The organism is Pseudoalteromonas sp. Ps84H-4 (genome assembly GCF_024124645.1).
Lineage (GTDB): Bacteria > Pseudomonadota > Gammaproteobacteria > Enterobacterales > Alteromonadaceae > Pseudoalteromonas > Pseudoalteromonas lipolytica_C.
Genome location: NZ_JAMXSK010000039.1, coordinates 1 through 23,446, shown reverse-complemented (window position 1 = coordinate 23,446; position 23,446 = coordinate 1). Strand labels below are relative to the sequence as shown.

Below are 23,446 nucleotides of genomic sequence, written 5' to 3'. Positions count from 1 at the left end.
TCGCTGCTTTATAAGTTGCTGGGTACCAATTAGGTGCCTTCGTGAAGGCTTGAGCCGTATGCAGTGAAAGTTGCACGTACGGTTCTTAGGAGGGCGACACTTGGTAACAGGTGTCGTCTATCCGACAGGAATGAGTTAAAGCAAACCGGAAAGGCAGTTCATGGCACAATGCCGACTTTCACTTCTAAATGAAAATACTCAATATAGCGTTAGAAAGTTTACGGCTATCAAACCTATAAAGAATAAAAAAGAGTAAAGCGTTCACTTTACTCTTTCAGATAATTCACTATCTTGTTAACTCGCAAATTACTTCAATCTAATCGACGTCGCTTCAATCTCAATCAAACCTTGCTTAAACAAACCGCCAATGGCTTTTTTGTAGTTTGCTTTACTGGTTGAGAAAGTCTTTTTAATTGCTTCTGGGTCTGACTTATCACCTAGGTGAAGTACGCCGCCTTCGGCTTTTAATTTTGCTAAGATTTTTTCGCCTAAGTCGTTTACTTTGCCCATACCTGGCTTTTCAAGTAGTACGTCGATTTTACCGTCTTCACGTACTTTTTGAATAAAGCCTTTTAATCGCTGGCCAACAAATAGCTTTTTAAATACGGTGTTGTAGTAAACCACACCAATGTGAGCTTCGTTTACGAGTACTTTGTAGCCTAGGTCTGTTTTACCGGCAACGATTAAGTCAACTTCTTCCATCGTTGAGTAAGTTGGTTCTTCTTTCGATAAAAACTTATTAAAGTTGCTTGATGCACAAATACGTTGGCTGGCGTTATCGAGATATAAGCGTACAAGATACGAAAAGCCTTCTTTCATTTTTGGCTTTTGTTCATTGTATGGCGCAAGTACATCTTTTTCGAGGCCCCAATCCATAAACGCACCAGTGCTATTAATAGCTTTAACACGGAGTAGAGCATATTCGCCCACTTCAGCTAAAGGTTTTTTTGTGGTGCCTGTTGGGTGGCCTGCATGATCTAAATAAATAAATACTTGCACGCTGTCACCAGCTTCAAGTTCGAATTCAATTTCTTTACTTGGTAAAAATACTTCACCTAAGTCACGGCCATCTAAATAGGCGCCTTCGTTTGACATTTCGTTAACGAATAGTGTTTGGGTTGTTCCAAGAATGCTCATTATTATTCCTGTTCTGGTTTTTTCTTACGACGCATAGGTGAAAAACCATCGACATCAATAGGTGGTTTAATAGGCGTTTTCGGTTTTTTAGGGGCAGCTTTACGTTTTGGTTTAGCAGGCTTTGCGGCGACTTTTTTCTCTGCTTTATTCCAAACAGCTTGTGGTTTTTTCTCACGTAGGCCTTTAAATTTACCAACAAGGCCATCAACGGTGAAAAAGCTTAATTCATCATTTAAAAATGCTTTAATTGCTTTGTAACTTGGCCAATCTTTTGGGCCTACTAACGAAATAGCAGTTCCTTTAAAGCCTGCACGACCAGTACGACCAATACGGTGCACATACTCTTCAGCATGCTTTGGTAGGTCAAAGTTAATTACATGGGTCACGCTTAATAAATCAAGACCACGTGATGCAACATCGGTAGTGATTAAGATTTTAAAGTTTTCACGGCTAAAGGCATCCATGATTTCAAGGCGTTTGGCTTGGGTTAAGTCACCAGCGAGTGCTTGTGCTTTAAAGCCTTTATCAGTTAATAACTGGCTTAAACGCTGAGTATCGGCACGTGTTGCGGTAAATATAATGCATTGTCCGACATTGTCTTGTTTTACAAAGTGCTCAAGTAGCGCTTCTTTGTGATCTAGATGATCAGCTAAATAAAGCTGCTGGGTAATGTCACTATGCTGCTCATTAGAAGCACTTAACAGTATTTGTTTTGGTGAACGTAATAAGTTACGTGACAGGGCATCAACTTGTGCATGGTCAAGCGTTGCTGAAAACAATAACGTTTGACGTAATCGGTGATCAGCAAGTTCGTTGATCATTTTAACTTGATCGGTAAAGCCTAAATCTAGAATACGGTCTGCTTCATCAAAAATTAAAAGCTCTAAGCCTGAAAGCTGTAATGAACGTTGACTTAAATGGTCAGCTAAACGCCCCGGTGTGCCCACTACAAAATGAGGGTCTTTGCGTAGCGCCTTAATTTGGTCATTAAAGTTTTCGCCACCGAGTATTTTAACGGCACTAATATTTGTGCCGGCAATTAATAGTCTTAATTGACTGTATACTTGGGTTGCTAATTCGCGGGTAGGCGCAACGATTAAAACGCGAGGGTCGCGTTTACTGAGTGCTTTTTGTTTCATTACACGCTGTACAGCAGGTAATAAAAACGCCAGCGTTTTGCCCGATCCTGTTTTTGACTGTGCAAAAATATCATGGCCTGCGATAGCTGTTGGTACCGCGTGAGCTTGAATGTCAGTGGGCTGGGTGATGCCTTGATGCGCAAGTTGTTTTTCGAGGCGTGTATCAATCCCAAGTTCAGTAAAATGCAATGCGTAATCTCCGATGAGCAAAATTTAGTAAATCCTGTTCATTATAACGTACTTGCCTTGCTAGGAGACAGTAAAAACACAGCTATTTCGCATCAGTTTTTGCAATTATCGCTAATTCGCGTAAAATACACGCCCTCAATGCGCCGGATTTACGATTCGGTTAACGCCCCATATGGGCATTTAAGGCAAAAGGTAAAACCATGACTGCTGTTCATAAAGACAATGTAACCAGCGAGCACTTTGTTGTGTGCGCACTCTACAAATTTGTAGCCCTTCCAGATTTTGAAGCTATTCGCCAACCATTACTTAAAGTGATGGAAGACAATGAAGTACGCGGTACTTTGTTACTTGCGGCTGAAGGTATCAACGGTACTGTTTCTGCTAAGCGCGAAGGTATCGATAACCTATTAGCATGGTTAGATGCACAACCAAATCTAGATAACATTGTGACTAAAGAGTCATACGATGACGAATGCCCGTTCTACCGTACAAAGGTAAAACTTAAAAAAGAAATCGTAACTATGGGTGTTGAAGGTATTGACCCACGTGAAGTAGTGGGTACATACGTTAAGCCTGCTGATTGGAACGCGTTAATTTCAGACCCTGAAGTGATTCTTATCGATACGCGTAATGATTACGAAATCGAGATTGGTACTTTCCAAAATGCGGTTGATCCAAACACGAAGACATTCCGCGAATTCCCAGCATGGGCAAAAGAAAACCTAGATCCAGCAAAGCATAAGAAAGTTGCTATGTTCTGCACCGGTGGTATTCGTTGTGAAAAATCAACTGCATATATGAAAGAGCAAGGTTTTGACGAAGTATTCCACCTTGAAGGCGGTATCCTTAAGTACTTAGAAGAAGTACCAAAAGAAGAAACCATGTGGGAAGGTGAGTGTTTTGTATTTGATAACCGCGTTGCGGTAAATCACGACTTACAAAAAGGCTCTTACGACCAATGTCATGCGTGTCGTATGCCTATCACTGAAGAAGAAAAGCAAAAGCCTGAATACATGGAAGGTGTTTCGTGTCACCACTGTCACGACAGCCTAACAGAAGAGCAACGTGCACGCTTTGCTGAGCGTCAAAAGCAAATCGAATTAGCACAAGCGCGCGGTGAAGGGCATATCGGTAACGAAGCGCAAGAAGTACTTCGTAAACGTAAAGAAGCTAAAAGAGCGCAAAAAGAAGCACAGCGCCAACAGTAACCTTTAGCAAATTTCTTATAAACCCCAGCATAGTCTGGGGTTTTTTTTATGGATTATTTATTAGTTAGCTTTTTAAAAATAGTTACTTTGTTTATTAAGTCACTGTAATTGCTATAAAAGCTACCATTTGTTCCTTATTGCTGTACAATCTGCCGATTATTTATTTTAGATACCATCTCCAACACTATCTTTTCTTAATTTTAAAAAGTAAACGTTTGAAGTATAAGGATATATACAATGTACAAACTACTTACGGTGGCAATGTGTTCAATGCCATTTTTTGCTCATTCAGCGCTTAACGAAAATAAATTTGGTTACATTGGCATTTCTGCTCAAAAAAATTATTACGATGTTAATTTTATCCCCTTGATAGAGCAGCAAGAAATCTTACCGTTACGTTATGACTACAGTGACACAGGAGCTGGGTTTAGAGGATTTGCCGGCTACCAATTTAATCAATATCTAGCAATAGAAGCAGGTTTTAGTGTGCTTGGCGAAGCCGAATTTAATGTATATAGCGAAACAACTAATCAAAGTGGTACGGTCGTTAAAAATTCTGTTTACAGCGGAGGGCTTGAAACCAATGCACTTGATCTGCGTTTACTTGGTACATACCCAATTACTGGCAATGTATTTGTTAGGGCGCATTTAGGTAGTGTACTTTGGGATAGTAATTTTAGCTTTCTACAAAAATTTTCTGATGATTACTTTATTGTTGATCAAAAAGACTCTGGAGTATCACTTTTAACCGGGCTAGGTATTGGTTATGCATTGTCTAGTGGTACGGCCTTAACACTTGATTATGAAAATACAAAAATTAATGATAGCAACACACATAATATCGTTGCTTCAATAGTGTTTAAGCTCTGATTTATCCGAGGATTTTTTAGTTGAGTTACCTAGTAATAAGTTAGTGCGCTTTTTTACACTTACCTACATATATCTCACAGTCCCTTACGAACTAAGTAGTTATTATTCTAACTAACAGCAATACTTTATAGGACTAAATGGGTATGAAGAAACTACTAGTGAGCTTATTATTACTAGGTGGCTGCGCGACACAAGGTGTTGATAGAGCCGATCAGCAGGTCATTATTAAAAAATTTTACGCCAAAGTTGAAGATGTTAAACCTGTAAAACTGTCATCTAATGTAAAAACAGGCATTGTTGGTGGCTCTGCAATAGGGCTTATCGATGAATTAGATGGCAATCATGAAGATATGGTTGCTGGGGCATTAGCTGGTGCAATTATTGGTGGGCTTTTTACTGCCATTGCAGAGGGCAGCAACAATGCCTTTGAATACGCACTTAGATCAGAGCAAGAAGGGCGTTTTTCTGTTATTCAAAAGGACGAAATTGATCTTAATTCTGGTTGTGTAGAAGTGACTATTGCCTCAGAAGCGCGTTTAAAAACCGTGCCTGCAGTTAACTGTATTAATTTATAAGATTAATCTGCATTCATACAAACCAGTTTGAGGGATAAAACCTGTTGCTACATGCGTTTAAAGTGACTTAGTTATCTGTAAGGTTTTATTGCCTGAAAATAGCTCACTTAAATAAGCGATATTACAGATAGAAATGCGGCAAAATCAGCGCCGTATTTCTAATTATTCATTTTAACTTATCAATTTGTTTATTAAACGAAGCATCCTTTTTATTGATCACAAAGCTGTTACACTTCGTAACAATTAAAACGATTCTTATTTAGGTGACACTTTTGATAATTGGCAAATTGCATGCATGGACTTTTCTTGCCTTAATTAGTTGCGTATCAGTCGCTGAGGCTGCAAACGTAGTTGTTGAATCAGTTACGGTTGAAAAAGCAAAACAACAAATAAAAGCAGTTGGTAGTGCTGAAGCTGTGCGTTCTGTAACCTTATACCCTGCGGTTGGGGACAGGGTGACAGCTGTTCACTTCAAACCCGGTGACAATGTCAAAAAAGGAGATTTGCTACTTGAGCTTGATTCGCGCAGGCAGCAAGCTGCTCTTTTAGAAGCACAAATAACGTTAAATGACACAGAGCGAACAATGAAGCGGCTCGAAGAAAGCCATGCTCGAGGTGCTGTACCACAAAGCGATTTAGACGATGCAAAAACCCTGCATGAGCTTGCGAAAGTGCAGTTGATGCAAGCAAAAACAGAGCGTGAAGACCGCGAAATTCGTGCTCCGTTTAGTGGTGTGATGGGGCTAACAGATGTAGAAGTTGGCGACCGGATCACAACACAAACTGCTATTGCAACGATTGATGATGTATCAACACTGTACATTAACTTTAATGCACCAGAAGCAGCAATTGATGTTTTAAAGGAAAAATCAGCTGTTGACGTGATCCCTTGGCTAGGCGACAAAACTTACAGCGCACAAGTTGCCCAGTTAGATTCTCGTATTAATCCTCAAGCGCGCACCTTAAGAACCAAAGCAAAGTTAAATAATGAATCTCATCAGTTTATGCCTGGTATGAGTTTTCGTGTGCATATTAATTTACTTGGTGAAGAGCATGCTGTGGTTCCTGAAGCTGCCATGATGTGGGGAGCTGCGGGCCCTTACGTGTGGAAAAGTGTTGATAAAAAAGCCACACGTGTTGATGTTAAAATTGAACAGCGTTTAGCCGGTCGGTTATTGGTATCTGGTGGCTTAAAAGAAGGTGATTTATTGGTTACTGAAGGCGTGCAACGTTTACGCCCAAACCAAGAGCTTACTTTTATGAATGATACAACGCTTGCCAAGGAGTGATAATGAAACAGCAACCTATGATGGAAGATTTACCATCAATGGCGATACGTCGCCCCGTATTAATCGTGGTGCTGAATTTGTTAATCATCATAGCGGGTATTGCCGCTATTGCTGGTATTGAAATACGTGAACTACCAGATGTAGACAGGCCACGCATTACTGTTTCAGCATCGTTTCCTGGGGGCTCGCCTGAAACCGTTGATACCGAGGTAACCAGTAAACTTGAGGGGGCTGTTGCTCGGGTAAGTGGTGTTAAAACAATTCGTGCGCAAAGTGAAGAAAATAATGCCCGTATTGTGGTTGAGTTTCGCCCGGGTGTTAATCTAGATGATGCAGCCAATGAAACGCGCGAATCGGTTGCCCGTGTACAGCGAGAATTGCCCGAAGAAGTAGAGCGTGTATCTATTATTAAAGCTGATAACGATGCCGAAGCGGTTGTATCGCTAACGGTATCAAGCAACAGCTTATCATTAGAAGCACTTACTGAACGCGTTGATGTTGACTTAGCCCCGCAGTTTTTAACTATTCCTGGGGTTGCCGATGTTCGCTTAAATGGCGACCGCGAGCGGGTATTAAGAGTACGAATTGACCCGCTAAAACTAAGCAGCTTTAACCTTACAGTGCCAGATATTGCAAATGTGCTACGCCAAGCTCCCTTTGATGTGCCTGCCGGTAGTTTAAAATCAAACGATCAACAGGTGATTGTTCGTGCCGATGCTACGTCAATATCAGCTGAACAAGTGGCAGATATTATAGTGCGTGACGATACCCGAATTGGTGATGTTGCTGCAGTGTATTTTGGCCCAGCTGATCCGCGTTCATTCGTGCGATTAAATGGGACTCCAGTGATTGGCATGGAGATAATACGGCAAGCTCAATCAAATACTATCGAAATTTCTGATGAAGTGCTGACCTTAATCGAACGTATGAGAGAACGTTTTCCTGAAATGGAATTTACCTTAACCTCCGACGATGCGCAGTTTATTAGAAGCTCAGTGGATGAAGTAATAAACTCTCTATTACTGACAGTGCTGTTAGTAGTGATTACACTTTGGGTGTTTATTGGCTCATGGCGAGCAACGCTCGTCCCCGCATTTGCCATACCTGTTGCGTTAATTGGTTCTTTAGCACTGATTTGGGCGCTTGGTTTCTCGATTAATATCTTAACTTTGTTGGCGCTGGTATTAGCGACAGGCCTTATTGTTGATGATGCGATTGTGGTCAGTGAAAATATTCAACGTCAGCGTGGCTTAGGCCTTGGCCGCAGAGCTGCGGCTGTAATTGGCACCCGCGAAGTATTTTTTGCTGTGGTGGCAACAACCGCTGTATTAGCAGCTGTGTTTGTGCCGATTGCCTTTTTGCCTTCAACAGCAGGGCGATTATTTAGAGAGTTTGGTGGTGTGCTTGCTGGAGCTGTCATTATATCAAGCTTTGTAGCGCTTTCTTTAGTGCCTGCACTAACCTCAAAACTTAAATTAAAGCAGGGTGGTTTTCATCCTTTTGCAAAAGTTGGGCATGCTTTAGCGAATATATACAAACGCTCAATTCATGGCGTACTTAAACATGCATGGCTAACATTTTTTGCTTGCTTACTCGTTGCAGCAGGCTCTGGTGCGCTGTATTTCAATTTAGATAATGAATTATTGCCGACAGAAGACCGCGGTAAAATTCGCATTTTCGCCCGTGGCCCAGATGGTGTAGGCCTTAACTTTATGGACAGGCAAGCGGTGCAAATGGAAGATATTTTACTGCCCTATGTTGAAAGTGGTGATATTGAGTCAATTTATACCGTCGTTGGGCAATGGGATCCGAATATCGTATTTATCACTGTGCCGTTAAAGCATTGGGACGAACGAAATTTTAGTCAGCAAGAAATTATCAATAAAATTCGTGGACCTTTAGGAAACATTCCAGGTGCGGCTGGCTACCCAGGCGGTTCAAATAGTTTGAACTTGCGTGGTCAAGGCGGTGGTATTGAGCTTGCATTATTGGGGCAAGATTACCTTGAGATCTTTAAAGCGGCACAGAGTTTCTCGGCAGAAATAGAAAAAGCCTTGCCAGAAGTGGCGCCAGTACGTATCTCGTACCAACCGTCACAACCACAATTACGGGTTAATATTGATAGACGTCGTGCTGAAGAGCTCGGCGTATCGCTCAGTGATATATCTATTACGCTTAGAGCAGCCATTAACGGCGATGACATTGCTGATTTAAACATCGGCGACCAATCAATCCCTATTATGCTGCAAGCACAAAACCAAACTATTACAAATCCAAGTGACTTAGCAAACTTATATGTTGGTGGCCGAAATGGTCAGTTAGTGCCACTGAGTAGTGTGGCAACCATTACAGAAGAAGGTGTTGCAGCAGAACTAGAGCGCCATGCTCAGCGCCGAGCAATAGAATTAAGCATGGAAATGCCAGATGACATTACTATTGCCGAAGTTGTAAATAAAATCCGTGAAATATCAGAGCAAAACCTGCCAGCTGGTATAAGTTTAGTCTTTAAGGGTGAGGCACTCACCTTTGAAGAAACGGCTAATGAAGTGCTGATCACCTATATTTTGGCATTTTTGATTGTATTACTTGTGTTAGCTGCGCAATTTGAAAGTGTTAATAGTGCCATTGTAGTGATGATCACTGTGCCATTTGGCATTACATCGGCCATTTTGGCCTTGTATCTAACGGGTACATCATTGAACATTTATTCACAAATAGGTTTGGTCATGCTTATTGGCTTAATAGCTAAAAATGCTATTTTGCTGGTGGAATTTGCTGACCAATTACGAGATAAAGGTCGCAGTGTTAGAGAAGCAGTTGAAGAAGCTGCTCTTGTGAGGTTACGCCCAATTGCGATGACCTTAGTGTCAACTTTGCTAGGTGCATTACCACTTATATTATCCACCGGTGCCGGTGCCGAAGCGCGTAACGCGATTGGCTGGGTGGTATTTGGTGGTTTAGCATTAGCAGTGCTGTTCACATTATACCTTACACCTGTGATTTATCTTGGTTTAGCGCGCTTTACCAAACCTCGTGGTGATGAGTCGAAACTTCTGGCCGAAGAACTAGAAAAGGCTTAATCCATTTAAATCTGCTATTTTTTCTTTGAAAAAATAGCAGATTACACTCACAATCAAGGAAAAGCTCAAAACTAGGTACGCTTATGCAAGCCGAACACGTCGATATAGCACAATTTTTAAGTGATCATGCTCCATTTGATGATTTGCCCGAAGAAGCGGTTAACACTCTCGCTTCACAAGTAGAGATAGCCTACTTCAGAGCGGGAACACAAATCCTTAATTACGGCGATGACATTGCCGATTTATATGTAATTAGAACCGGAGCCGTCGAAATGTATCGACGCGATGGTGATTTGTATAACCGTTTAACTGTCGGTGGTATTTTCGGACAAATGGGTTTGCTGATGAACCGCAAAGTCCGATTTCCTGCCAAGGCCCTCGAAGACACCTTAGTGTATTGCATTAATGTAGAGCTATTTAATCAATATTGTGATGAATACGAAGCCTTTGCAGACTTCTTTGAAGCAGATGGCAATGTTCGTCTTCATCAGGCCATTGTAGAGCAGGCTGACAGTAACGATTTAACAACTGCAAAAGTTAAATCATTACTGCACAGAGATGTAGTAACCGTAGCAAAAGACGCGTCTGTGCAAATGGTTGCCCAATTGATGACACAAGAGTCGGTATCGTCTGTATTAGTAACAGATGCCGATAAACCCATCAGTGATGATCCTGACGATGATGATGGTCAAGTAGTTGGCATAATTACAGACCGAGATTTGCGCACCAGTGTGATTGCTGAAGGTTTAAGTTACGAATCACCTGCCGAGCAAATTATGCAAACGGACCTTATCTTACTCGATAGCAACGCCTATGTGTTTGAGGCTGTGCTTGCTATGCTCAGAGATAACATTCATCACCTACCTGTCGTTGTTAAGAAAAAGCCCATCGGCGTTATTTCTTTATCTGACATTTTGCGATATGAATCACAAAGCAGTTTATTGTTAGTGCGGGGAATTTTAGCTCAGCAATCTGTGGAAGATTTAGCGCATTATGCACGTCAGCTACCTAACGTGTTTGTACGCATGGTAAACGAAGACGCTAACTCTCATATGATTGGTACAGCAATGGCTGTAATAGGGCGTACCTTTAAACAGCGTTTACTTGATTTAGCCGAAGAAAAATTTGGCCCGCCACCCATTCCTTATTGTTTTATTGCCTTAGGTTCAATGGCTCGTGATGAGCAATTAATTGTTACCGACCAAGATAACGCCATTATCCTTGATAATAGCTTTAACGAGGAATTACATGACGAATATTTTCAAAAGCTCGCTGATTTTGTCTGTGATGGTTTAGCCGAATGTGGCTATAAATACTGCGAAGGGGAAATTATGGCGTCATTTAAAAAGTGGCGTTTAACTCGTGAGCAGTGGAAAGAGCAATTTGCAGGCTGGATGGCAGAACCAAAACCACAGGCTTTATTACACAGCTCTATCTTTTTTGATTTAGATGGCGTTTACGGTAAAACCAAATGGGCTGATGAGCTCAAACGATTTATTGCAACTGAAGGGCGTAAGAATAAGCGTTTCTTGGCTAACCTTGCAGCCAATGCCCGTAACAGAACACCGCCTTTAGGTTTCTTTAAAGATTTTGTGCTAGAGCATAATGGTCAGCATAAGCGTTCTATGAACTTAAAACGCCGTGGTACTGCGCCATTATCAGATGTAATTCGTGTTCATGCTTTAGCAATAGGCAGTCGTAAACAAAATTCATTCGAGCGTTTAGAAGATATCATCGAAGCAAAGCTTTTACCCGCAGGGAAAGCGCAAGATCTTCGAGATGCCTTAGAATACATTGCGATGGTTCGTATTCGCCACCAAGCATGGCAAATTGAAAAGTTAGACGAAGCCCCAGATAACGATCTTGAGCCACATTTACTATCGCCTTTTGAGCAGCGCAACCTTAAAGAAGCGTTTGCGATTTTAGATAAAGCGCAGAATTTCCTTAAATTCAGATACTCTGCCAATACAGGGATGAAGTAATGGCTAAACAAGGTGTAAAACTTGATTGGCCGACTCGGTATCAGCAGTTATTGGCGGCTAGCAAACAGCCGTTAATTCAAGAGTTTTATCAAGCCGCTATTTGTGATTTAAACATGCCAATTAGCGACGTACCCTTAGTGGCGCTTGATTTTGAGACGACCGGTCTAAATTTTCAAAATGACGATATAGTCAGTGTTGGTTTAATTCCATTTAATGCTAGGCGCATCTTTTGTAAAGATAGCCAGCATTGGATTGTACAACCAAGACGTAAGCTCGCTGAAGAGTCGATCGTTATTCATGGTATTACCCATTCAGAAGTAAGTGACGCGCCAGATTTTTCATCTATTATGGAGCCATTACTAGCAGCATTAAAAGGTAAAGTCATAGTGGTGCATTTTGCTCCCATTGAACGACACTTTTTGTATCAAGCGCTACAATCGCGATTGGGTGAAGGCCTTGAGTTTGCAGTAATAGACACGTTAGAGCTTGAAAGCAGGGCGCTTAGAGCAAAACAAGGTCTACTAGGTAGGTTGTTTAATTCTAAGCTTGATTCCGTTCGTCTTGCGGATTCTCGCATTCGTTACTCGTTACCTGCGTATCAAAACCATAACGCACTGAACGATGCCATTGCCACCGCAGAGCTGTTACAAGCGCAAATTGCTTATCATTACCGCCCAGATACACCGCTAAGCGAATTGCTCATATAGCGTGCTTAACAGCACAGACTTTATGACGAGTAATTTAAATTAATTGAGCAAAGCTTATAAATAAAAAACGCCGCATATAGCGGCGTTTTTTTATTTAAAGGTAGTGGTTAGTTTCTTGGCTCTGTACGTAGACCAAGGATTAAACTTACACACATTAATAGCAATACAAAGGTAAACGGTAAGCCCGTAGATACGGCACCGGCTTGTAATGCTTCGATAGCTTGTGTGCCACCAATCCAAACAAGCGCTGCAGCAATCGCACCCTCGATTGTTGCCCAGAAAATACGTTGTGGCACTGGCGCGTCAACTTTACCACCGGCAGTGATAGAGTCGATAACTAATGAACCTGAGTCAGATGACGTAATAAAGAACACGAGTACCAGCACAATTGCAATGAATGAAAGCACTTGCGACATTGGCAGGGCTTCAAACATTTGGAACATCGCAAGTGGTACATCAGTTAAACCTTTCTCACCTAGTACACCCACTTTATCAATAACTTGTTCAATAGCGATACCACCATAAATAGACATCCAGAAGATAGTCACAACGGTAGGCACAAGTAATACGGCAATTAAGAATTCACGAATTGTACGACCTTCAGATACACGCGCAATGAACATACCTACAAACGGTGACCATGAAATCCACCAAGCCCAGTAGAATACTGTCCAGCCGTGCATCCAGGTTTCATCTTCACGGCCATGTGGGTTACTTAACGGAATAATGTTTTCAACATAACCCATAACAGTATTAGGAAGATTACCAAACGCTGCTGAAAAACCAACGAGAGCAACAAATACGAGTAATACAAATGCGATAACCATGTTTACATTACTAAGCAGCTTTACACCGCCGTCGATACCACGAACAACAGAGATCACAGCAAGGAGAGTAACACCAACAATAACGCCGATTTGTAGACCAATACCGCTATCAGTACCAAACACATGGTTTATACCTGCTGCGGCTTGCTGTGCGCCTAAACCAAGAGACGTTGCAAGACCAAATAAGGTGGCAAGTACAGCTAGAATATCAATAAGATGGCCCGGCCAGCCCCATGCTTTGTCACCTAAAATAGGATAAAAAATAGAGCGGATTGATAACGGCAGGCCCTTGTTGTAGCAAAAGAATGCTAACGAAAGCGAAACAACGGCGTAAATTGCCCAAGGGTGTAAACCCCAATGGAACATAGTTGCACCCATTGCTAATTTCGCAGCCTCTGGTGTGTTTGCTTCAACGCCGAGTGGTGTTTCGTACCAGCCTGTAAAGTAAGCGACAGGCTCTGCTACGCCCCAAAACATTAAGCCAATACCCATACCCGCAGCAAATAACATTGCAAGCCATGAAATACGAGAGTGAGTTGGGCGCGCTTCTTTACCACCAAGGCGGATATTGCCGTATGGTGAAACAATCAACGCCAAGCAAAACAATACGAATAAGTTTGCTGACCACATAAAAAAGCCATCAAAATTATTAATAATGTCGTTTTTAATTCCATTCAGGGTTGTTTTTGCTGTTTCAGCATCTGACACAAGTGTTGCCACTAAAAATAGCGCAATTAAACCTGCACTAATGCCAAATACAGGGTTGTGCACATCAAAACCCCATTTTTGTACATTGTCCTGACCGACGGTGTAGTCGGTATTGTCGATACTGTACTTATCATGATGTTCGCTCATGAATACCTCTTGTTGTAGTTATATCTAGCAGAAAGCTAAACGGCCGGTTGGCACATCTCGGCTAATACTATTTATACGAATGAAACCGAAAAATAGTTTGTAGACGAACTAAATTTGTACCAAAGTTTAGTCTTTAGTGTAGGAGTTCGAAAAAAAATGTAAATGGTTTTGTCCCTAAACAGCCGAATAAATGCGGTTTTTTACGTTTTTTGTTGGAATTGTGAACAATTTGATGCAGCAGAGGAATAATTTGATGACAGTATTATTTCAAAACAAATTATTTCAATTGAGAGGAAAGTGCTGCAAACACAAGGCTTGCAGCACAAAATTACTACTTTTTATAAGCGTCGTTATGAACGCCGGCAGCACGACCAGAAGGGTCAGCATTGTTTTGGAATGACTCATCCCAAGCAAGCGCTTCAGGTGTTGAACAAGCAACTGATTTGCCATGCGGAACACATTTTGCCGCTGCATCACCAGGGAAGTGCTCTTCAAAAATACTACGATAGAAATACGCTTCTTTAGAATCTGGCGTATTAATCGGGTATTTATATTTAGCGTTAGCAAGGTCTTGATCGCTTACTTGCTCGCTCACATACTCTTTTAAAGTATCAATCCAGTTATAGCCTACACCATCAGAGAATTGCTCTTTTTGACGCCATAACACTTCGTCTGGTAGATAGCCGTCAAACGCTTCACGAATAATGTGTTTCTCGATTTTACCGTCTTTACACATTTTCGCTTCAGGGTTGATACGCATTGCAACGTCTACAAATTCTTTATCTAAGAAAGGCACGCGTGCTTCTACACCCCAAGCAGCCATAGATTTATTAGCCCGTAAACAGTCAAACATATGTAGTTTAGACACTTTACGGTTTAGCTCTTCATGGAACTCTTGCGCATTAGGTGCTTTGTGGAAATAAAGGTAACCACCAAAAAGCTCATCAGCACCTTCGCCAGACAACACCATTTTTATACCCATGGCTTTAATTTGACGCGCCATTAAGTACATAGGAGTTGAGGCACGAATGGTTGTCACATCGTACGTTTCAATGTGATAAATCACTTCGCGAAGAGCATCAATACCTTCTTGAATAGTAAAGTGGATAGGGTGGTGAACCGTACCAATCATATCTGCAACTTTTTGTGCAGCTGCTAAGTCTGGTGAGCCCTCAAGACCAACTGAGAAAGAGTGCAGTTTTGGCCACCAAGCATCAGACTCGTCATTATCTTCGATACGTTTTGCGGCGAAACGTTGCGTGATAGCTGAAATAACCGATGAGTCTAAACCACCTGATAATAGAACACCGTAAGGTACATCACACATTAGTTGACGTTTAACAGCAGCTTCTAAGCCTTCTTTAACATCGCTTGATTTAGCTTCGTTGTCTTTTACTGCGTCATAGCTTTGCCAATCGCGGCTGTAATACTTACGAAGTTGACCATCTTTGCTCCACAAGAAGTGACCCGGAGGAAACTCTTCAATGTGTTTACAAATTGGTGAAAGCGCTTTTAGTTCTGAAGCAACATAAAAATTACCATGCTCATCATGACCTGTGTAAAGCGGGATAATACCAATATGGTCACGACCTATTAGGTAGGCGTCTTGTTCTTCATCGTATAAACAAAAAGCGAAAATACCATTCAAGTCGTCTAAGAATTCAGGCCCTTTTTGTTTATATAAAGCTAAGATAACTTCACAGTCTGACTGAGTTTGAAACTTAAAGTCTGTTTCTAGATTTGCCGCAAGCTCTTTGTGGTTATAAATTTCACCATTTACAGCAAGGATATGTGTGCGCTCTGGATTATATAAAGGTTGCGCACCACTTGATACACCGACGATAGCAAGACGCTCGTGGACTAAAATAGCTTTATCAGATGAATATACGCCAGACCAGTCAGGTCCGCGGTGTCTTAAAAGTTTTGACATCTCAATTGCTTGACTTCGCAATTGGGTGGGATCAGATTTGATATCTAATACCCCAAATATTGAACACATAGTGACTCCTCATTCCAAATATGTGCGCAGTTAACAGAATTTATATAACTGCGAATGTTTGTTTTAACAGAAATAATTACCTAAGTCACACAGCTTTTTTAAATATTTGAGAATAAAATATGCACCAAGTGTTATTGCTTTGCACCAAAATGGGATGGCTGCCTAAGTTGTGAGCAATTTAAATACTTGATTTGAGCAAATGGGCTGGCTTGAAGTGGTAAATAGCGCCATTAAAAGTGTTGTTTTTTGCACTATTTTGGTGCGTAGCGTTAAGCAAACTAATTGTTCAATTTGTTTATCGAAGATGTATAGACAAGTGGGAGCTTTAAGAAAGCAAGTGGCAAGCCACTTGCTAATCAGATTAACTATTTGTTTTTGTATTTTAGCGCAATGGCTAATTGATTAAGGTGAGCTGTTAGCTTTTCTTTCGCCTTAAAAGCATCTGCTAGAGTAACAAACTTGAAATGTAAAAAATCACCTGGCTTTAATTGGGCAAAATGACGAAGATCAGCGTCGATCACAGTTCCTAGCAAAGGATAGCCACCGGTTGTTTGCGCATCATTCAATAACACAATTGGTTCTCCATTTGGCGGCAACTGAATGCTGCCTGGTGCTACTGCCATCGATGGCAATGACACATCATGCTCTAAGCCACACTCATCACTTAATAATCGTGTACCCATGCGGTTACTATTAGGTGATACATGCCATGAATGATTTATAAAATTAACTATGGTGTCTTTAGGCAAAACTGCAGCATGTGGGCCAGCATGTATGCGTATTTGGGTGCTTTTAGGTGGTAGCATTGCACCTAAACCGACTTTAGTGTTGTATTTTGGTATTACCTCAAAGCTGTCTCCAGATTTCAGTGCTTGTCCGGTTAGACCACCAAAACCAGCTGTTATATCTGTTGAGTAGGAATCTAATATAGGGTCAGGTAGCTGCCATTGTCCGCCTATAGCAAGGTAGCTTCTAAACCCATGCCGTGCGGCATTTAGCTTTAACACATCACCTTTTTTAATGTAAAAACTCCAGCCTGGTTCAATCGCATTACCATTAACACTGGCTTTCATATCTGTTCCATGCAAGGCAATGTAGTAGTCGTTATCGAATTTAATTTCAGCAAGACCTAGTGTGATCTCAATGACTGGATTGTTATCTGCGTTTCCAACTAATCGGTTTACTATGATCTGCGCATAAGGATCAATACAGCCAGATTGGCCAATTCCCAAATGACGAGCACCCACGCGGCCTTGATCTTGTATAGACATTTGCATGCCAGGTTTAACGATGGTGATCATTTTAACACCTCCTGAATAACAAACTCTAAGGTATCACCGGGTTTAACAGCACAGGGAGAGGTTGCATTAATATCGAATAATTTAAAGTCGGTGTGACCGATTATTTGCCAGCCACCGGGTGACGTTTCAGGATATACGCCTGTTTGCTCGCCACCAATAGCGACAGACCCTTTTGGCACTGAGATGCGCGGCTCGCTTCGACGTGGCGTATATAATTTAGGATCCAAGCCATCTAAGTAAGCAAAACCTGGTTGAAAACCTAAAAATAAAACAGGGTAGGTTTTACTACTATGTAACTGCGCGACTTCGTCAACAGTTAAGTTGTGCTCTGCAGCTACATGAGCAATGTCAGGGCCATGTTGACCACCATATATGGTGGGTAGCTTGTGATGAGTTGATGCAAAATCTTTAGTCGTAGTCTCTTGCCACTGCTCAAGCAACAATGGCAGCCAACTTGCTAGCTTTTCAGACTCTTTTAGATACAGAGTTAAGTTGTTATTAGCTGGAACAACATCAACGAAATCTCCCGTCGATTGGCAAAATTGAGCCAGCGCCCAAATCTTTTTTTGCGTATTTAAGCCATGCTCAGCACTTTCATATGCATCGAAGAAGATACAATGCGTAGTGAGTGCCATAATCTTTGGTGTGCTTTTTGTCGTCATTGCAGGTCAATCTTATTATTATCCCTTGATACTATTTAGCATATAGGGTGAGTGCTAATGATGTAAATGAGTGTTTAATGTTAATTAGAAAAACTCATGATTGCCAAGCAGTTATAAAATCATTACAGCTGCTTGGCGTATTGCGATGTGTTATTACTTAGCGTTGTTTAAAAGCCAGTTTGATAACAAGCGAACACCATAACCAGTGCCACCTTCAGCTAACTCATCTTTAGCTTTGCTGTTAAGTGCATTACCAGCAATATCGATATGAACCCAACGGGTATCGCCGGCAAAGTTTTGTAAGAAACTTGCTGCTGTCGTTGCACCTGGACCATGCGAACCAATATTTTTAAGGTCTGCGATATCCGATTTTAGTGCATCTTCGTAACCTAGTGGTAAGCGCCATAAGTTCTCGTTAACCTGCTTTCCTGCAATTGTAAGTTGCTCAACAAGTTGGTCATCATCAGAGAAAACCGCTGCGTATTCATTACCTACAGCACCGATTTTTGAGCCAGTCAATGTAGCCACATCAATCATAATACTTGGTTTAAACTTGTCGCGGGCATACCACATTGCATCACTTAGCACTAAACGGCCTTCAGCATCTGTATTAACTATTTCAACGCTTAAACCTTCTGCTGTGCGAACAACATCACCAGGCGCTACAGAGAATTGTGACACCATATTTGCAGCCATACCCATTACAGCCACTACGTTGGTATCTGCTTTTGCAAGTGCCATTGCTTTAACGGTACCCAGTACTGCTGCTGCGCCTGCCATATCTGATTTCATGCGGGCAATCGAAGCACCTGTTTTAATACTATAACCACCAGAGTCGAAGGTAATGCCTTTACCAATCAATGCAATTGGGGTGTCTTTATTACCTTGGTAATGTGCAACAACTAAACGCGAACCTTCTTCACTGCCACGGCCAACAGCTTCTAACGCACCCATGCCTAATTTTTTAATTTGTTTTGGTTCTAAAACGGTAATTTTAACGCCTAATTTTTTTAACTCTTGTGCGGCTTTTGCAAAATCAGATGGCGTCATCTCAGTTGCAACTTCTGAAGTTAAGTCACGCGCTAAAAAGACACCTTGTTCAATGCTTTGTAGTAACTTATGGGTTTTGACCGCTTGGTCTAAATTTTCAACATCAACAGTATAGTTAACTACATGTGTATCTTGTTCTTTTTTGTATTGTTCAAAGCGGTGGTCACGTAAATTAGCACCATGTGCAAATTCAGCAGCGTATTTAGCATTGATTTCACTATCTTTAAGCTCTGAAAAATCAAGGCTCACAGTTGCTTGTTTTGCTGATTGTAATTTTGCATGAACATTACCACCAAGCTTTGCCATTTTAGCTGCATTAAGTTCAGCTTGCTCACCTAAGCCTACAAGTACAATACGTTGGTGTTCGCTGCCGTTTGGTGCAATAACTTCTAATGTCTTGCCATAGCCCGCTTTAAAGTCACTAAATTCGATAACTTTATTTAAGTGGTTTTGGGTTTCTGGTTTTAAGTAATTAAAGTTAGCAACTTGGCTATCTGTGTCTAAAAACAACACTAATGTGTTGTCTTTCGGTTGAATCGATTTTGTAAAAGTGAACTCTGCCGCATTAACTTGCGTAGCAAGTGTTATACCCAGAGCAAGAGCAGACAAACTGTGTGCAATTCTCATTTTTAATATCCCAATGTTAAAAAGCTGTGTTTTACCGTAAATAGGCTTAAGAGTTAAATTGTTAGCGGTGAACAGCCGTTTGCATGCGTTTAAGGTGAAATAATAAATAGGATTACTCGGTCTGCTCTATTACAGGCTTTTACGAGGAAATAAGTATGACAATTAAGTCGATATTACTGACATTATTCACTTGCAGTGCCATTTTCACTATGAATCATACAACAGCGCAAGAGATGCCAGACAACGCAACCGGACATATTGAAACAATTGTGCTTGGCTCTGGTTGCTTTTGGGGAGCTGAAAAACGATACGAAGCACTTGATGGTGTTTTAGATGCGGTATCTGGTTATGCTGACGGTAGCGGTTTTAAAGCAACCTACAAGAATATAACACGTAGCGCACGTCGATTTGATGAAAATAACTACGCAGAAGTTGTCAAAGTGACTTACAACAGTAATCAGTTAACGACAGAAGAATTATTAAAATACTATTTCGAAAATCATGATCCAACTCAGTTAAATCGCCAAGGCAATGATATTGGCACTCAATACCGCTCAACAATTTTGGTTAGTAATAACGAGCAACTTGAGGTTGCTAATAAACTTAAAGATGAATACCAAGATAAGTTAACAGCAGCAGGATACGGCAAGATTGTTACTGTTATAAAACCTCTCGATTCGTTTTATGCGGCAGAGGAATATCATCAAGATTATTTAAAGAAAAACCCTAATGGTTATTGCCCGGATCACTCCACAGGGGTTGTTTTTACGCCAGTAGAAAAACAGCAAGTTGATAACACGGCCTTATTAACCAATAAGCAAATAGTCGTTATTGATGCCAAAGGTTATTGCCCTTATTGTGAAAAATTTAAAAATGAGGTCGCAAATAATTATCAAGGCACAATTCCAATGACTTTTCGCCATGCAGATCAGCTTGATGGCTTAAAAATTAAAACTCCAACATGGGCAACACCCACGTTATTATTTATAGAAAATGGCGAAGAGATATATGGCCGTCAAGGTTATGTGAGTAAAGATGAGTTTTATAAAGCGTTAGGGGCATTTAAATTAGGTGATAGTGAAGCATTCAGAGTTGCATTCCATGCCAGAACAGATAGCCCATTTTGTAAACAATACGATATCTTTAAAAACACACCGGATGGTATTTTTGTTGATAAGCTAAGTGGGGCGCCATTATTCGATACTCGTGATAGGTTTAATTCGGGAACCGGTTGGCTTTCATTTACTCACCCGGTAAAAGACAGTGTGACCATGCATGAAGACAACAGTTATGGCATGCAGCGCATTGAGCTTAAATCTAAAAGCTCAGGTATTCACTTAGGACACTTATTCCCGGGGGAAGGGCCAAGAGGTAAAGATAGATACTGCATTAATGCGACGGTGCTTGATTTTGTGCCACGTGATCAAATTTAACGTAGATACAAAAAAAACCAGCCATTATGGCTGGTTTTTCAGCATTAGAATCAGTCATTACCACAATTTTAATTCCTGTTTTGCGCGATTTAAATTAAATGATACATATTCATTATCATCGAGTCTTGAGGCTTCATAAAAGTCAGCAATTGCTGCCGTATCATTATTAGCCATAAATCGCGCGACACCTCGGTTACTTAATGCAAACGACGTTAATTCATTACGTTTAAATCGAGATGCTTTAATCTCTTTTAATAGGCTTATTGCTTCAGTACAGTCAGCTTCAGCTTTTTCAAACTGCTTTAGCTTTACACTTGCAACACAGCGATTAAAAGGCGCTATATATTGATTTACTGGATCTTCAGCAGACGTTACTAAACCAGCATTGTAGTCACCTTGCATAATCGCAATTGATGAGGCTTCGTCATCCACTACCATTAGTTTAAAGTCGATATCATTTGCTAACACCCAATTCGAACTCATGCAAAGTGAGGTAATCAAGATGGTTTTGAGAGGTATGAACTTGAACATTGTTTATCTCCTTAATAATGTAAGTACATCACTTACTCTATTAATTTAGAAACAGTGTTACTGATTGACAAACGACAAAAATACACCCATTAGATGAAAAAAAATATCTTATTGGGTAGGTGGCTTGAGTGTATATTTTAGACAAAAAAAAGCCCAGTCAGAACACACAAGGACCGGGCTTACGACAACAATTTGGTTGGGCTAACTATTACAGCGCTAAGTTTTGCTTCGCGCGGTTTAAGTTATGATTTACCAGTTCATTTTTTGAGATTTGAACTGCTTCATAAAAGTCTGAGATTGCAGCTGTATCATTTTCTGACATGATGCGTGCAACACCGCGATTACTTAACGCAAATGATGTTAATTCACGGCGTTTGTAACCTGGTACTTTACTTCTGTTTAGAAGTGAAATCGCTTGTGTACATAGGTTTTCAGCTTCTGAAAAATTCTTTTCTTTTACGCTTAATGCACAGCGGTTGAATGCAGTTTCATATTCATTGCTTACATTATCGTTTGTTTGAGCCTGCTCAATAACCATCAGTTTATAATCAGCTTGGTCGGCTACTGCCATCGCTGAGCAAGTTAATAAAGAGCTAAGTGCAATAGTGGTTACAAGTGTTTTTAACATGATAGTTTTCCTCTGAATAAGTTGGTGTTTCTTGCCAACGAGTGAACTTTAAAATATTCCTATAAGCTAAACAAACGATTAAATTAGAACTGATAGATGAAGAAATTTAATCTATAGAGTAATTACTCAGTTCTCAGCGATTTAGTAGGGAAAATTAGAGAGGAGAGTGTCTGAAAATTACTTTCAAACACAATAAGCTTTGTTTTGTGAATGCTATTTATGTACTGATGTTATCAGTTTGGTTGAAAACACATACTCTAGGTCAGCTAGTTATGATTGAAGCTATTTATTTAATGTAATATTCAAAACTAAAATATCTGCTGTATCAGTTTGTTCTTTGAGTAAGATAGTATTACCGCTTATAGCAGTTATTTGACTACATAAATCCGCACAAAACTTTTCAAAATCAATACTTAAATTTTGAACACCTAGTTCATAATCGTAAAAATTCATTGTCCTTGAGTCGTTTTCTTTGTATTGAAAATAGAAGCCATTTTTAATAGGGTAAATGCTTGAAATAAAATGCGTATTATCAAATAGATTGATACCAGAAGCAGTGATTACTTGGCCAATTGAAAAACTCAGTAATTCGTCGTTATCATTTAAAAAAATATCTTTATCTTTCAATTGCGTTTTTAATGACACTATTTCGTCAGTAACTAAATCAAATTTAACTATTTCATCATTGTGAGTGTTCTTATCAACAAACAAAATAGCATCTGACTGTTTATACCACCCGATTGGATACCCAATGATTCCATTTAACCATTCGATTGCGAACTGGTCTTCCTCTAGCTTAATAAGAAATGGTTTGTTATTTATACTGCTTGCGATAAGTGTTCCAGAGGGGTCCCATATTGGTTTTGATAAAGCATATTCTTGCTCAGTGTTAACGAACAATAATTGTTCTTCTTCAGTCTCAATATGTTTAATAAAAAGTTGTGGAAGTCCATTTTTCATTGACATGTAGGCGATGAGTTTTTCATCAGGTGAAAGTGCAGCTTCTTTATCAATGGTATTAGAGTTTACGATTTTTATAGGAGTAGAGAGTGAATCTAAAGCGCTAATCAAAATATCTTGATCAGACTTAGCCTCAATAAAATACAGTTTGTCCTTAACGATTTGTGGATAAATCAAAAAGTTATAGCTTTTAAAATTAAGAGTCGTTAATTGGCCGTTTAATTCAAGTTGTTTTAACTCACTGCCATTACTCAATAACAAAGAGTCACCCGCGAATTCAAGTCCGAAGTGCACCACTCGCTAAATTAGGCTGCTTTGCGTAATTCATCGAATATTACCGCTGGTTGCCTAAACCCTAGACATTTTCTCGGCCTCGCATTGAGCGCCTTTTCTATGT

The 23,446-nt window shown here is 40.4% G+C and carries 18 protein-coding genes; 8 read left to right on the top strand and 10 right to left on the bottom strand.

Going from position 1 to position 23,446, the window contains the following annotated elements; genetic code table 11:
• Positions 1 to 306 precede the first annotated feature (306 nt).
• Positions 307 to 1,137, bottom strand: coding sequence for a S1-like domain-containing RNA-binding protein (locus NH454_RS20960; RefSeq protein ID WP_253040181.1), 831 nt, complete (start codon positions 1,135 to 1,137; stop codon positions 307 to 309).
• 2 nt (positions 1,138 to 1,139) lie between these two features.
• Positions 1,140 to 2,465, bottom strand: coding sequence for a DEAD/DEAH box helicase (locus NH454_RS20955; RefSeq protein WP_253040185.1), 1,326 nt, complete (start codon positions 2,463 to 2,465; stop codon positions 1,140 to 1,142).
• A 200-nt stretch (positions 2,466 to 2,665) separates the two neighbouring features.
• On the opposite strand from NH454_RS20955, the gene NH454_RS20950 reads away from it, so the two are divergent.
• The 7 genes from NH454_RS20950 to NH454_RS20920 all read left to right on the top strand — a co-directional run bounded on the left by NH454_RS20950 (position 2,666) and on the right by NH454_RS20920 (position 12,176).
• Positions 2,666 to 3,673: a rhodanese-related sulfurtransferase gene (locus NH454_RS20950; RefSeq protein WP_235382082.1), complete on the top strand. Its 1,008-nt coding sequence runs from the start codon at positions 2,666 to 2,668 to the stop codon at positions 3,671 to 3,673.
• 237 nt (positions 3,674 to 3,910) lie between these two features.
• Positions 3,911 to 4,543, top strand: a complete 633-nt coding sequence (locus tag NH454_RS20945; protein ID WP_253040180.1) for an outer membrane beta-barrel protein — start codon at positions 3,911 to 3,913, stop codon at positions 4,541 to 4,543.
• Between the two features lie 143 nt (positions 4,544 to 4,686).
• Positions 4,687 to 5,118: a hypothetical protein gene (locus tag NH454_RS20940; RefSeq protein ID WP_253040179.1), complete on the top strand. Its 432-nt coding sequence runs from the start codon at positions 4,687 to 4,689 to the stop codon at positions 5,116 to 5,118.
• 278 nt (positions 5,119 to 5,396) lie between these two features.
• The gene (locus NH454_RS20935; RefSeq protein WP_253040183.1) at positions 5,397 to 6,407 is read left to right on the top strand and encodes an efflux RND transporter periplasmic adaptor subunit; all 1,011 of its coding nucleotides are present in this window, start codon (positions 5,397 to 5,399) and stop codon (positions 6,405 to 6,407) included.
• Between the two features lie 2 nt (positions 6,408 to 6,409).
• Positions 6,410 to 9,487 carry an efflux RND transporter permease subunit gene (locus NH454_RS20930; RefSeq protein WP_253040178.1) on the top strand — a complete coding sequence of 1,026 codons (3,078 nt, stop codon included), beginning with the start codon at positions 6,410 to 6,412 and terminating at the stop codon, positions 9,485 to 9,487.
• 83 nt (positions 9,488 to 9,570) lie between these two features.
• Positions 9,571 to 11,469 carry a DUF294 nucleotidyltransferase-like domain-containing protein gene (locus NH454_RS20925; protein WP_135924690.1) on the top strand — a complete coding sequence of 633 codons (1,899 nt, stop codon included), beginning with the start codon at positions 9,571 to 9,573 and terminating at the stop codon, positions 11,467 to 11,469.
• The gene (locus NH454_RS20920) at positions 11,469 to 12,176 is read left to right on the top strand and encodes a 3'-5' exonuclease (RefSeq protein WP_135924687.1); all 708 of its coding nucleotides are present in this window, start codon (positions 11,469 to 11,471) and stop codon (positions 12,174 to 12,176) included. Before NH454_RS20925 ends, NH454_RS20920 begins: the two co-directional genes overlap by 1 nt.
• A 107-nt stretch (positions 12,177 to 12,283) precedes the next feature.
• On the opposite strand, the gene NH454_RS20915 is transcribed toward NH454_RS20920, so the two are convergent.
• From NH454_RS20915 to NH454_RS20895, 5 genes are all read right to left on the bottom strand, one after another.
• Positions 12,284 to 13,858, bottom strand: a complete 1,575-nt coding sequence (locus NH454_RS20915; protein ID WP_135924685.1) for a BCCT family transporter — start codon at positions 13,856 to 13,858, stop codon at positions 12,284 to 12,286.
• Between the two features lie 331 nt (positions 13,859 to 14,189).
• Positions 14,190 to 15,857 carry an asparagine synthase B gene (gene asnB / locus NH454_RS20910; RefSeq protein ID WP_135924683.1) on the bottom strand — a complete coding sequence of 556 codons (1,668 nt, stop codon included), beginning with the start codon at positions 15,855 to 15,857 and terminating at the stop codon, positions 14,190 to 14,192.
• Positions 15,858 to 16,222: 365 nt separating this feature from the next.
• Positions 16,223 to 17,158, bottom strand: a complete 936-nt coding sequence (locus NH454_RS20905) for a biotin-dependent carboxyltransferase family protein (RefSeq protein ID WP_135924680.1) — start codon at positions 17,156 to 17,158, stop codon at positions 16,223 to 16,225.
• Positions 17,155 to 17,820: a 5-oxoprolinase subunit PxpB gene (gene pxpB / locus NH454_RS20900; RefSeq protein WP_253040177.1), complete on the bottom strand. Its 666-nt coding sequence runs from the start codon at positions 17,818 to 17,820 to the stop codon at positions 17,155 to 17,157. The genes NH454_RS20905 and pxpB overlap by 4 nt, the downstream gene beginning before the upstream one ends.
• A gap of 153 nt (positions 17,821 to 17,973) precedes the next feature.
• On the bottom strand, positions 17,974 to 19,497 hold the full coding sequence (locus NH454_RS20895) for a leucyl aminopeptidase (RefSeq protein WP_253040176.1): 1,524 nt from the start codon (positions 19,495 to 19,497) through the stop codon (positions 17,974 to 17,976).
• A 209-nt stretch (positions 19,498 to 19,706) separates the two neighbouring features.
• On the opposite strand from NH454_RS20895, the gene msrA reads away from it, so the two are divergent.
• Positions 19,707 to 20,930, top strand: coding sequence for a peptide-methionine (S)-S-oxide reductase MsrA (gene msrA / locus NH454_RS20890; RefSeq protein WP_253040182.1), 1,224 nt, complete (start codon positions 19,707 to 19,709; stop codon positions 20,928 to 20,930).
• Positions 20,931 to 20,987: 57 nt separating this feature from the next.
• On the opposite strand, the gene NH454_RS20885 is transcribed toward msrA, so the two are convergent.
• The 3 genes from NH454_RS20885 to NH454_RS20875 form a co-directional block, all read right to left on the bottom strand.
• Complete coding sequence (locus tag NH454_RS20885; protein WP_253040175.1) at positions 20,988 to 21,461, bottom strand: hypothetical protein; 474 nt, start codon at positions 21,459 to 21,461, stop codon at positions 20,988 to 20,990.
• Positions 21,462 to 21,669: 208 nt separating this feature from the next.
• On the bottom strand, positions 21,670 to 22,089 hold the full coding sequence (locus NH454_RS20880; RefSeq protein ID WP_253040173.1) for a hypothetical protein: 420 nt from the start codon (positions 22,087 to 22,089) through the stop codon (positions 21,670 to 21,672).
• A gap of 282 nt (positions 22,090 to 22,371) precedes the next feature.
• Positions 22,372 to 23,304: a hypothetical protein gene (locus tag NH454_RS20875; protein ID WP_253040172.1), complete on the bottom strand. Its 933-nt coding sequence runs from the start codon at positions 23,302 to 23,304 to the stop codon at positions 22,372 to 22,374.
• Positions 23,305 to 23,446 lie beyond the last annotated feature (142 nt).

Coding starts and splice junctions, on each gene's coding strand:
- NH454_RS20915 (WP_135924685.1), bottom strand. CDS start 13,858: ATGAGCGAACATCATGATAAGTACAGTATCGACAATACCGACTACACC.
- NH454_RS20880 (WP_253040173.1), bottom strand. CDS start 22,089: ATGTTAAAAACACTTGTAACCACTATTGCACTTAGCTCTTTATTAACT.
- asnB (WP_135924683.1), bottom strand. CDS start 15,857: ATGTGTTCAATATTTGGGGTATTAGATATCAAATCTGATCCCACCCAA.
- NH454_RS20920 (WP_135924687.1), top strand. CDS start 11,469: ATGGCTAAACAAGGTGTAAAACTTGATTGGCCGACTCGGTATCAGCAG.
- NH454_RS20950 (WP_235382082.1), top strand. CDS start 2,666: ATGACTGCTGTTCATAAAGACAATGTAACCAGCGAGCACTTTGTTGTG.
- NH454_RS20930 (WP_253040178.1), top strand. CDS start 6,410: ATGAAACAGCAACCTATGATGGAAGATTTACCATCAATGGCGATACGT.
- NH454_RS20940 (WP_253040179.1), top strand. CDS start 4,687: ATGAAGAAACTACTAGTGAGCTTATTATTACTAGGTGGCTGCGCGACA.
- NH454_RS20925 (WP_135924690.1), top strand. CDS start 9,571: ATGCAAGCCGAACACGTCGATATAGCACAATTTTTAAGTGATCATGCT.
- NH454_RS20895 (WP_253040176.1), bottom strand. CDS start 19,497: ATGAGAATTGCACACAGTTTGTCTGCTCTTGCTCTGGGTATAACACTT.
- msrA (WP_253040182.1), top strand. CDS start 19,707: ATGAATCATACAACAGCGCAAGAGATGCCAGACAACGCAACCGGACAT.
- pxpB (WP_253040177.1), bottom strand. CDS start 17,820: ATGACGACAAAAAGCACACCAAAGATTATGGCACTCACTACGCATTGT.
- NH454_RS20905 (WP_135924680.1), bottom strand. CDS start 17,158: ATGATCACCATCGTTAAACCTGGCATGCAAATGTCTATACAAGATCAA.
- NH454_RS20945 (WP_253040180.1), top strand. CDS start 3,911: ATGTACAAACTACTTACGGTGGCAATGTGTTCAATGCCATTTTTTGCT.
- NH454_RS20885 (WP_253040175.1), bottom strand. CDS start 21,461: ATGTTCAAGTTCATACCTCTCAAAACCATCTTGATTACCTCACTTTGC.
- NH454_RS20960 (WP_253040181.1), bottom strand. CDS start 1,137: ATGAGCATTCTTGGAACAACCCAAACACTATTCGTTAACGAAATGTCA.